This is a genomic window from Mycobacterium sp. E3298 (assembly GCF_001666895.1).
Classification (GTDB): Bacteria; Actinomycetota; Actinomycetes; order Mycobacteriales; family Mycobacteriaceae; genus Mycobacterium.
Window position 1 is genome coordinate 19,721 of record NZ_LZJB01000347.1, and the last position, 11,099, is coordinate 30,819.

Genomic DNA, 11,099 nt, shown 5'->3' on the forward strand with positions numbered 1-11,099 from the left:
GCCATGAGATGGTTACGCGCGCTACCCGCGGCCGTGCTTCTCGCCGCGCCGGCGCTGCTGGCGCCCGCAAGCGCGCATGCCGACAACAAGCGGCTCAACAGCGCCGTCGTCTCCGCGGTCTACACCTTGCAACACCAGGCGGGCTGCACCAACGACGTCATCAGGGACAACGCGCTGACGCTGGCCGCCCAGTGGCACGCCGACGACATGATGAACAACCGAAACATCAATGACGACATCGGATCTGACGGGTCGACGCCGCAGGACCGGGCCAACGCCGCCGGGTTCCGTGGCAAAGCGTCCGAAACGATCGCGATCAACCCGGCCATCGCCATCAGCAGCCTGGAGCTGGTCAACCAGTGGTATTACAACCCCGACGACATGGCGATCATCCGCGACTGCGCCAACAGCTCCATGGGGGTGTGGTCCGTGAACAGCATGGACCGCACCGTGGTGGTCGCGATGTACGGGCAACCGGGCCCGCGCAATCGATGACAGGTCTAGAAGAAGGTTCCTGATGATCTTCGAACCGCCGGGCACGGAGTTGGTCGAGACTTCGCCACGCTTGACCATCGGCCAGCTGGCCGAATTGCGCGGCCTGGACCCGCAATTGCAACTGCTGGATGTTCGCGACTCCGACGAGACGATGCAGGGCATCATCCCCGGCGCGCGGGAGATTCCGCTGCCGAACCTGACGAACTCGCTTTCGGACTTGGATCCCACGGCGCCCGTGGTGGTCTACTGCGCCAGCGGCCGGCGCTCCATGGTGGCCGTTAGCGGGCTTCGGGCTTCGGGGTTCGACGACGTTGCGGACCTGGTCGGTGGCTTTGAAGCCTGGCAGGCTGCCGGGTTCCCGATCGCCATCGGCGATGAGATCGTTTCGGACACACCGCAGGTCGGCCCGCGGGCGGCCAAAGCGTTGGTCGACGCGGGCGCACTGCTGCTCGATGTGCGGGAGCAGGACGAATGGTGTACCGAGCACGCGCCGGCTGCGATGCTTCTCCCGGTCGGGCGCGTGCGCACTCGAGAGGATGAACTGCCTCGTGACCGCCGCATTGTCGTGGTATGCCGCTCGGGGGGACGGTCGGCGGCGGTGACAGCGTTGTTGCGCCGCTCCGGTTTCGACGCGGTCAACCTGGCGGGTGGCATGTGCGCGTGGGCCGCCGCCGGGTTGCCGATCGTGAGTCACGGCGGCGACATCGGGCTGGTTGTCCAAAGGGAGGATCCCCTCAACTGCGAGACCTCGCTTCAGCAACTGATCGGGGGCGTCGTGACGCCCTCCGCCCACTTCTACGTTCGCAATCATTTCCCAACCCCGGTGCTCGATCCGCAGCTGTATCAACTCGCGGTCACCGGTTTGGTTGAGCGGCGCCTCTGCCTTTCCCTGGACGACCTATACCAGCTGCCGAAACAGTCGCTGGTCACCACGCTGGAATGCGCCGGCAACGGACGGCTTCACTTCGACCCGCCGGTCGACGGCGAGCAATGGGATCTCGGGGCGGCGAGCACTGCCGAATGGACCGGCGTCCGGCTGGTCGACATTTTGGACTGGGCGGGACTGTCCGCTGGCGCCCACGATGTCGTGTTCCGCGGCGCCGACTCGGGTCAGGTCGACGGCGCGAGCGGGCCGGTGCGTTTCGAGCGCGCCCTATCGGTTCGGGATGCCCGCGACGCCGGTGCGCTCGTCGCATATGCGATGAACGGCGAACCGCTCCCACTGCAGCACGGTCGTCCCGTCCGGTTGATCGTGCCGGGCTGGTATTCCGTCGCATCGGTCAAATGGCTGACCGAGATCGCCGTGGTGGATCGCCCATTCGAGGGCTTCTTTCAAACCAACCGGTATCACTACGAATGGGAGCGCGACGGCGGTGTCGTGCGGGAGCCGGTTCGCCTGCAGCGGGTCCGCGCCCTGATCGCCCAGCCCCTCGACGGTGCCTCTGTAGCCGCCGGGGAAATCGTCGTGCGAGGAGTCGCCTGGTCGGGGGCGGCGATCATCGACCGCGTCGACGTCTGCGTTGGCGAGGACTCCTGGCAGCCGGCCCGTCTGATCGGCGAACCCCGCCGACACAGCTGGCAGTGGTGGGAGTTGTTCGCGCGCTGTGATCTTCGCGGGTCCACGACGGTGCGGGCACGGGCGACCGACGCGGCGGGCAACACGCAACCCGAACGACCCGAATGGAATCGGTTTGGCTACGGCGGCAACGCGATTCAGACGATCTCCATCGAGGTGCGATGAAACACGCGGGTCGAGATCAGCCCGACAGTTCCGACAAGACCTTGTTGACGTCGGAGGTCGCACCGCGGTTGTAGGGCAGTTTGGACAGCGCGGTGGCCATGGCGCAGGTGTTGGACACCGCGGCGTAGGTCAGTCCACCCCCGATCAGGGCGGCCACCCACTTCAGCCGCGGCACCGCGACGCTGCCCAGAACGGACGTCAGGACCACCGATCCGGCGACGAGTCGGACCTGTCGCTCGAGTTCCCACCGCTGTGCGCCGCGGTTCACCTCGAAACCTTGGCCCTCCCAATCGGTGATCCCCTTTTCGAGGACCCGCCCGCTGGTCAATCCGGCGTTGCGCAACAGCGTCTGCGCCTGGGTCGAGCGTTGCCCGGAACGACACACCAGCACGACGTCGTCTTCTTGCCCGAGCCGCCGAGCGATTTCCTCGCCGTGTTGATCCAGTACGTCGAGGGGAACGTTGAGGGACCCGGCGATGTGCGCGGTCTCGAACTCGGCGGGGGTCCGGACGTCGACGACCCATGGAGCTTTGGGTGATTCGATCAGCCTGCGCAGCTCGATCGAGGTTATCGGGTCGGTGGTCGGTGTGTTCATGATTGCTCCCGGTGCAGATTGGTGAGTTAGGGGGTTGTTATCCCGAGCTTTTCGGCGTTGTCGTACTCGTCATCGATGAGTACGACGTCCCGACCTTGACGGTCGAGCAGTGCGGCGGCGATCGATGCGCGGTAGCCGCTGGCGCAATGGATCCATAATTCGCGGTCCTCGGGAAGCTCGCCAAGTCGTTGGGGCAGTTCGTGCAACGCCACGTTGACCGCGTCGCGCACGTGGCCGCCGTCGAACTCGCCGGCTTGGCGGACATCAAGAACCAGGACACGCGCATCGTCGAGCGCCTCGACGACATCCTCGAAGCTCGCGACCCGATAGCTCCGCAGCTCAGATCCGGCAGTGAGCTCGCGGATGTCGCCGGTGGCGCTGCCGGCCAGCCGGTCGACGCCGATGCGGGCGAGCTCGCGCTGGGCCTCGGCGACCTGGTCGGCACCTTCTCCGATCAGGGTTAGTGGCGCGCCCCACGCGTAAAGCCAGCCAACGTAATTGACGAACGAGCCGGAGAACTCGAAGCCATATGTGCCGGCCAAATGTCCTGCTGCGAAAGCGGTCCGGTTGCGCAAGTCGACGACCCATTCGCCGGCGTCGATTCGTGCTCGAAGCTCCTCCGGGCGCACGGGCGCGACGGGGGAGAGGTCCGGTGCTTCTGGTCCATTCCTGTTGATCACGCCCATGTGCGCGTAGTAGGCGGGGTATGCGGAAAGCTCGGCCAGCAGTTGTTCGACGTAGTCCCGTTCGTCCTGGGTGAGTGCCGGATTGGTCTGGCGTTCGTCGCCGATCGTCGACTCGTCGCTGTCGGTGGGGGCGGCCGAACAGAAGCTGCCGAATCCGTGCGTGGGATAGACGGGTGTGCTCGCGGGCAGCTGGTCCGCGAGCCGACGAACCGAGCGATACTGCAGCCGGGACAATTCGGCGGCGTGCTCTTCGCCGGCCAGGTCGGTCCTTCCGGTGCTGCCGAACAGCATCGATCCGCCGGTGAACACCCCGACCGTCTGGCCACCTCCGTCGCGGAGCACATAGCTGACGTGGTGGTGCGTGTGCCCGGGCGTGGACAGCGCTTCGAGGTGGAGCCCGCCCGTGTCGATCCGGTCGCCGTCGCCGACGGGCCGGTGCGGGAACTCAACGTCTTCCCCGGCGGGAAGAAGGTATTCCGCGCCGGTGGCTCGGGCGAGCGCCAGGCCGCCGGTCACGTAGTCGTTGTGAATATGAGTCTCGAGCACGTGGGTGATGCGCAGGGCTGCGGCCAACTCCAGCACACGGTCGATGTCACGCTGCGGGTCGATGACGACCGCGACCTCGCCGTCGCTCACCAGGTAACTGCGGTCGCCCAATCCCGAGGTTTCGATAACTGAGACGTCCACCATCGTTGTTCCAAGCTGTTCGATTTGCTCACGACCGACCCCTCAAAAGCTAGCGGCCAGCAAACCGGACGGCGCTGGGGTTCCGTCGCGTGCTGCGGGGGCGGTTGACAATCGTGATCCCCTGGTGTGGGCGTTGATAGCGCGCAGGCAACGCTCAAACTGCCATTGCGACCGCGTCGGGTGCGATTAGATCCCGCAAATTGGTTGGGTGCGCAGGCCGACGCCACTTTGAACCCCGGTGATTTCTTCTCCGCCCGATCGGACGAGAGCAGCGGGATGGCTAGCGACTGGACATCGAGTCGGCGTCGCCCGGGTAGACGCGTCGGCCGTCGGGCGCAAAGTCGCAAGCGCACCATTGGCCCCGGTCCTGTGGCCGCCGAAGCTGTGTGCCGCGCTTGCGCATCAGGTGCTGCTTGTACACCTTGTCGCGCTGCTGGGGCGAGAACGCGAAGTCCAAATTGATCGGTAGCCCCGCCCAGTCGACCTGGTCGCCGGGTTGGTCGTCGCCAGCCGCACGCCGCAGCCGGCACTGCAGCGGGCACACGGCCCGCACGGTGTCCTCGAGGGGCCCGTCAAAATCCAGAGCCACTACGTCCCTCCTCGGCGCGACCAATGAGTGAATGGTGCAGCGAGGTTGTTTCAGTGGCAGGTGCGTGACGTTTCCGTCGTATTACGAGTCGGGCGGAAGCGCGGCGCCTAGTAGACGTCGCGGTGGTAGCGCTTGCCGGCGCTCAACGACCTGACATACTCCTTCGCCGCGTCGGGGTCGAGGCTGCCGTGTTCGGCGGCGACCTCGCACAGCGCGCGGTCGACGTCCTTGGCCATCGGGTCCGCGGTCCCGCAGACGTAGAGTTGCGCCCCGTCCTGGAGCCAGCGCCACAGCTCCGCCCCACGGCTGCGCATCAGGTGCTGCACGTAGATCTTGTCGCGCTGGTCCCTCGAGAACGCCAGGTCCAGCTCGGTGAGCAGCCCGTCGGCGTGCATCTGCTCGATCTCGTCGCGGTAGTAGTAGTCGGTGGCGGCGTGCTGCTCGCCGAAGAACAGCCAATTGGGACCGGTGTGCCCGAGCGCGCGTCGTTCCTGCAGGAACCCGCGGAACGGCGCGATGCCGGTGCCCGGACCGATCATGATCATCGGCGTATCCGGGTCGCCGGGGGGCCGGAAATTGCTCGATGGCTGCAGATAGACGGCGACGCGATCGCCGGGGGAGCGGTCGGCAAGGTAGGTCGAACAGACTCCGCGCCGCGGGACTCCCTGGAAGTTGTAGCGCACCGGCGAGACCGTCAGGTGGACCTCTTGGGGGCATTCCTTCGGGCTCGACGAGATCGAATACAGGCGCGGCTGAAGGCGTTTCAGCACCCTCAGCCACTCGTGGGCCGAGGCGGAGACCGGGTGCTGCGCCAGCAGGTCGATCGACTGACGACCCCACGTCCAATCGGTCAGCGCGGCTTTGTTTTCCGGCTTCAGCAGCTCGGCGAGTTTCCGGTCGCCGGTGCGCTCCTGTACGAACCGCACCAGGTCCCGGCTGATGTGGGCGATCTCGATTCGCTCCGTGAGCGCCGAGCGCAACGACATCAGACCGTGCTCGCCGACCTCGACCGGGGTCTGCCCGTCCAGGCCCGTGACGGTCAGCCATTCATCGACGAGCTGGTCGCTGTTGCGCGGCCACACCCCGAGCGCATCGCCGGCCTCGTAGCTGATCGTGCCCTCGGGCACTCGAAACACCAACTGCCGCACGTCCTTTGCCGATTCCGGCCGGCCCAGCTTGATGTTCTGGGCCATGTCGGTGATCAGCGGATGCTTCTTGGTGTACCCGGCCGTTCTGGACCCGTCGGCCGGTCGGGGCGGCGCGGCGACCGTCGAGGTGGCCACGGCCGGCGCAACCCCGTCGTGGCCCACCGGTGCGGGCGTGCGGGACAGCGCATCGATGACACCGTCAAGCCACCTGGCCGCGGCGTCGTCGTAGTCGGGTTCGCAGTCGACCCGCTCGATGATGCGCGTCGCGCCGAGCTGGGCCAGCCGCTCATCCAGCTTGCGCCCATGACCGCAGAAGTCGTCGTAGTTGGAGTCGCCCAGCGCCAGCACCGCGTAGCGGGTGGCGGTGAACCGTGGTGCGGCGTCTGACGTCAACGCTCGCCAGAGCCCGGCGCCGTTGTCGGGCGGCTCTCCGTCGCCGGTGGTGCTGGTGACCAGCAGCAGCTGCCGCGTCGTCGGCAGTTCGGTCACCGGGAAGTCGTCCATGCTGTGCAGCGCGACGGGTAGCTCTTTCTCGCCCAGCCGCGCCGCGATGTCGGCGGCGAGTTCCTCCGCGTTGCCGGTCTGCGATGCCCAGAGCACGACGACGGGCGCGCGTTCTGCGGGTTTGGCTCCGGGTGGCTCGGTGGTCGGTGCCTTGACCGCGGGCGCCGGCGTTGCCCGCGGCGCGTCGTTGCGCGAGAACAGGCCCGCCAGCAGGCCATCCACCCACAGCCGGGTGCCCGAGTCGAAGGGAGCGCTCAGGGGGAGCGTCGGCACGCCGGACGCGCATCGACCGGCATCCGACCGAAGGGCGGTCAGCATTCCGGCGAGGTAGGAGCGGCCGAGCTCATCGAATTCCGGCACGGGCCTTGTTGCCACACCGAGCAAGGCGGCGAGGGCATCGACCTGCGACACGCTGATTTCCGGTAGCTCCGTGGGCGTGGGTGCTGGTGCGTCGGCATCCACCGATGGCTGAGGTTCAGTGCCCCGATTCGCCACCGGGACGGCGACTTTAGCCAATGCGACGGCGCAGGCTTTGAATTCCGGCTGGTTCGAGATCGGGTCCACCGCGTCGTTGGTGACCGCGTTGATCGCGAGGTATTCGCCGAACAGGTCGTTCCAGTGGAACGGTGCGAAGCAGTTTCCGGGCCGCACCCGGTCGCTGATCGCGGCGGGCAGCACGGCGCGACCGCGGCGCGAAGCGATTTCGATCGCGTCACCCTCGGCGACGTGCAGCCGTGCCGCGTCGTCGGGGTGGATTTCGACGAACGGCCGGGGATTGAGCTTGTTGAGCTTGGCGACCTTGCCCGTCTTGGTCAAGGTGTGCCACTGATGCGCCAAGCGACCGGTGTTCAACAGGAACGGGTAGTCGTCGTCGGGCATTTCCTCGGGCGGCAGGTGCGGGCGGGCGAAGAACGCCGCGCGGCCGTTCTCGGTGGGGAAGGCCAGCCGGGGAGTGCTGCCGTCCTCGCGGACCAGCCGGGCCTGACTGACACCGTCGTTGAGGTAGCGAATGGGGCTGCGGTCGCCGGCGCCCCCGGGTGCGCACGGCCACTGCAGTGGGCCCCGGCGCAGCCGCTCGTAGCTGACCCCCCGCAGGTCGTAACCGGTCTTCGGATTCGAGAACCGTTTGATCTCTTCGAAGACTTCCTCGGCCGAGTTGTAGCTGAAAGCGTCCGAGAATCCCATCTCGCAAGCGACCCGGGCGATGATCTGCCAGTCGGGCATCGCATCTCCCGGCGCCCTGACCGCCGGCTGGAACAGCGTCATGTTGCGCTCGGAGTTGACCATCACGCCCTCGGCTTCCGACCACAGGGCCGCCGGCAGGAGGACGTCGGCGTATTCGTTGGTTTCCGTTTCTCCGAAGGCGTCCTGCGCGATGACCAGCTCGGCGCGCTCCAGGCCGGCCAGCACGGTCCGCCGATTGGCCACGGAGGCAACGGGGTTCGTGCAGACAATCCAGCACGCCTTGATGTCGCCGCGGGCCATCCGGGAGAACATGTCGATGGTGCCGGTGCCCACGTCCGTGCGGAGCGTTCCCCGTGGGATGCCCCACTGGTCTTCGGTGAAGGCGCGGTCGACCGCGGACAGGACCGAGCGCTGTCCGGGCAATCCCGGTCCCATGTAACCCATTTCGCGGCCGCCCATCGCGTTGGGCTGCCCGGTGAGGGAGAAGGGACCGCTGCCGGGTTTGCAGATCGCGCCGGTGGCCAGGTGCAGGTTGCAGATGGCGTTGGTGTTCCAGGTGCCGTGGGTGCTCTGGTTGAGGCCCATGGTCCAGCAGCTCATGAAGTTGTTGGCTTCGCCGATCATGCGGGCCGCCGCGCGAATGTCGTCCTCGGGAATCCCGGTGATGTCGCTGACCGCGTCGGGGGTGTACTGCTCCAGGAAGCTGGGCATCACCTCCCACCCCTCGGTGAACTCGGCGATGAATTCGGGATCGGTGTGCCCGTTCTCGACGATCAGGTGCAGCAACCCGTTCAGCAGCGCGAGATCGGAACCGGGGGCGATTTGGAGGAACAGGTCGGCCTTGTCCGCGGTCGCCGTACGCCGCGGATCGACCACGATCAGCCTGGCGCCTGCCTTGACGCGCTCCATCATCCGCAAGAAGAGGATGGGATGGCAGTCGGCCATGTTCGCGCCGATTACGAAGAAGACGTCGGCGTGGTCGAAGTCTTGGTACGAGCCGGGCGGCCCGTCGGCGCCCAGCGAGAGTTTGTAACCGGCACCGGCACTGGCCATGCACAGCCGCGAGTTCGACTCGATTTGGTTGGTGCCGATGAAGCCCTTGGTCAGTTTGTTCGCCAGGTACTGCGCCTCGATGGACATCTGGCCCGACACATACATGGCAAAGGAATCCGGGCCGTGCGCGTCGATGATCGCGCTTAAACGGTGCGCGGACTGGGCAATTGCCCGCTCGATGTCGACGGGCTCGAGTGGCTCGCCACGGTCGGCGCGCAGATGCGCCGATTCGATTCGTCCAGGCGCCCCGAGCAAGTCGGACGTGGTGGCGCCCTTGGTGCACAACCGGCCGAAGTTGGCCGGATGTTGTTTGTTTCCAATAGACTTCCCGATGTGGCGCCGGCCGCTCTCGGGGTCGGTTGTGACCTGCAACACCATTCCGCAGCCCACGCCGCAGTATGCGCACACGGTGTTCACGGCATCTTTGTCGGACGCCATGGACTCGGTGGCCACGCCTACCTTCCCTCCATTGAGCACAATGGGCTTACGTGAATGGTGCGACGAGGATGTTTCGGCACCGGGTATCGGGAGTTTCCCCCGTTTTACGGCTTCCTCTCACCGGCCTAAGCGCGTCCGTGAACTTTCGGGAATGCCGCATAACCCCAGGTCAAGACGGGTCATCATCGACCCGCCGACCCCGGTCAAGGCTACCCGCGGGGCCCGATGCCTGAGCTATCAGAACGGGGTCTCGGACCAAACAAACGGGACATTCACAGCCTTCGCTAAGCTCACCGAGTGCGTCAGCTGATTGTGATCCTGTTGATCCTGCTGGCCTCCGGTTGCGGCGGGCACCAAGCCAGTTCGCCGCCAACCCCATCCGAGACGTGCAAGGACTCCGACGGGCCGGCGCCCGCGACGGTGCAGCGGGCCATCGCGTCGGTGCCGATCACCATCCCCGGTAGCAGCTGGGTGGAAATCGCTCGGGGACATGCCAAGAAGTGCCGTCTGTATTGGGTGCAGATCATTCCGACCATCGCCAGCGAGTCCACCGGACAGCAGCTGCTCTTCTTCGACCACAACACGCCGCTGGGCCCGGCCACCCCGAATCCCAAGCCGTACATCACCGTCTTACCGCCGGCCGATGACACCGTTGCCGTTCAATACCAATGGTTGAAGGGCAACGATCAGCCGTGCTGTCCCACCGGCAGCGGGACGGTGAAGTTCGGGATCGGCCCGGACGGCAGGCTGAAGGCGCTCGGCCCGATCCCGAATCAATAGTGTTGTGTCACAACATGAGGGAGCGGCGACTCAGTTCGCGGCGACGTCGGCGAGGTTCTCCGGGTGCAGCATCTCGGCGTAGCGCAATTGCTCGGGGATTCCGAAACCGTCGACGAGCGTCTCCGCGTGCGGTCGCAGCGCGCGGCATCGATCGTTGATGCCCCGGGTAACTGCCTTGGCCCGCTCGGTGGACAGGTACCGATGCTCGATGTACCACGCCTTGTCGTCTTCGATGACCGAAAGCGCGTACAGATCGCAGAGGATGCCGAGCAGTTCGCGGGTTTCCTCGTGCGGGCAGGCATTGATGCCGGCGACGAACGCCTCGAGCACCACCCGGTCGATGTGTGCGGACGCCGCGTGTAAAACGTGGTCCTGTACCGCGTTGAACGCGTCGAACTCCGACATCTCCTTGGATTTTGCCTGCAGCCGACGGGCCACGGACGCCAGCAGATATTCCTCGCGGTCCTCGAACATCTTGATCTGCGTGCCGCGGTTGAAGAGGCTGCCCTCTTCCTCGCTGTCCTGCCGGGCATCCACGATCGTTTGGATAATCGTCTCTGCCGCAGTCCGTTTGACGACGCGCTCGCCGACGGTGTTGGCGGCGAAGCGCACCCATTCGACGGGGCTCATGCTGCGGATGTCATCGGCGTAGGCCGTCAGCAGCTCCTTGGCCACCAACTGCGTCAGTACGTGGTTGTCGCCCTCGAACGTGGTGAAGACGTCGGTGTCGCCGCGCAGCGCGACCAACCGGTTCTCGGCCATGTAACCCGCGCCACCGCAGGCCTCGCGCGCCTCCTGAATCGCCCGCGATGCGTGCCAGGTGTTGGCCGCTTTCAGCCCGGCGGCGCGGGCCTCCAGCTCGCGCTGCTCGTCGGCGTCCACCGCGTCCGCGGTCTGGATGTCGTGACACTTGCTGACCAGCTCGTTCTGGGCGAACTGCAACGCGTATGACTTCGCAATCAAGGGGAACAGCCGGCGCTGGTGCACCAGGTAGTCCATGATGAGCACTTCGGACTCGTCATCGGGCGCGCTGAACTGCTTGCGCTGCAACGCATATCGCGTGGCAATGTCCAGCGCGACGCGGGCGGCGGCGCCGGCGCTGCCGCCCACCGTGATCCGTCCGCGCACCAAGGTGGCCGAGCAGATGAGGATCATGGCCGCCTTCGGTGCCGCCGCCGACAACATCCGCAAGGAGCAC

Annotated in this window: 8 protein-coding genes; 3 read left to right on the forward strand and 5 right to left on the reverse strand. The window is 66.3% G+C overall.

What is annotated here, in order from left to right; all coding sequences use genetic code 11:
- Positions 1-3 precede the first annotated feature (3 nt).
- Entirely contained in the window at positions 4-495 is a 492-nt protein-coding gene (locus tag A9X05_RS16165) for a CAP domain-containing protein (RefSeq protein WP_067782622.1), read from the forward strand.
- Positions 496-517: 22 nt separating this feature from the next.
- Entirely contained in the window at positions 518-2,236 is a 1,719-nt protein-coding gene (locus A9X05_RS29840) for a molybdopterin-dependent oxidoreductase (RefSeq protein ID WP_082970988.1), read from the forward strand.
- Between the two features lie 16 nt (positions 2,237-2,252).
- On the opposite strand, the gene A9X05_RS16175 is transcribed toward A9X05_RS29840, so the two are convergent.
- From A9X05_RS16175 to A9X05_RS16190, 4 genes are all read right to left on the reverse strand, one after another.
- Entirely contained in the window at positions 2,253-2,831 is a 579-nt protein-coding gene (locus tag A9X05_RS16175) for a rhodanese-like domain-containing protein (RefSeq protein ID WP_067782625.1), read from the reverse strand.
- 26 nt (positions 2,832-2,857) lie between these two features.
- Complete coding sequence (locus A9X05_RS16180; RefSeq protein WP_067782641.1) at positions 2,858-4,204, reverse strand: rhodanese-like domain-containing protein; 1,347 nt, start codon at positions 4,202-4,204, stop codon at positions 2,858-2,860.
- A gap of 280 nt (positions 4,205-4,484) precedes the next feature.
- Entirely contained in the window at positions 4,485-4,757 is a 273-nt protein-coding gene (locus A9X05_RS16185; protein WP_368664931.1) for a hypothetical protein, read from the reverse strand.
- A gap of 143 nt (positions 4,758-4,900) precedes the next feature.
- On the reverse strand, positions 4,901-9,121 hold the full coding sequence (locus A9X05_RS16190) for a bifunctional nitrate reductase/sulfite reductase flavoprotein subunit alpha (protein ID WP_067782645.1): 4,221 nt from the start codon (positions 9,119-9,121) through the stop codon (positions 4,901-4,903).
- Positions 9,122-9,433: 312 nt separating this feature from the next.
- Here A9X05_RS16190 and A9X05_RS16195 point away from each other — a divergent pair, with 312 nt between their 5' ends.
- Positions 9,434-9,901: an LppP/LprE family lipoprotein gene (locus A9X05_RS16195; RefSeq protein WP_067748578.1), complete on the forward strand. Its 468-nt coding sequence runs from the start codon at positions 9,434-9,436 to the stop codon at positions 9,899-9,901.
- A gap of 30 nt (positions 9,902-9,931) precedes the next feature.
- Here A9X05_RS16195 and A9X05_RS16200 read toward each other — a convergent pair.
- The coding region (locus tag A9X05_RS16200; RefSeq protein WP_255369164.1) for an acyl-CoA dehydrogenase at positions 9,932-11,099 on the reverse strand (1,168 nt) is incomplete at its 5' end.

What these genes read in the sequence shown, in the direction of transcription:
- A9X05_RS16165 (WP_067782622.1), top strand. Translation starts at nt 4, where the DNA reads ATGAGATGGTTACGCGCGCTACCCGCGGCCGTGCTTCTCGCCGCGCCG.
- A9X05_RS29840 (WP_082970988.1), top strand. Translation starts at nt 518, where the DNA reads ATGATCTTCGAACCGCCGGGCACGGAGTTGGTCGAGACTTCGCCACGC.
- A9X05_RS16175 (WP_067782625.1), bottom strand. Translation starts at nt 2,831, where the DNA reads ATGAACACACCGACCACCGACCCGATAACCTCGATCGAGCTGCGCAGG.
- A9X05_RS16190 (WP_067782645.1), bottom strand. Translation starts at nt 9,121, where the DNA reads ATGGCGTCCGACAAAGATGCCGTGAACACCGTGTGCGCATACTGCGGC.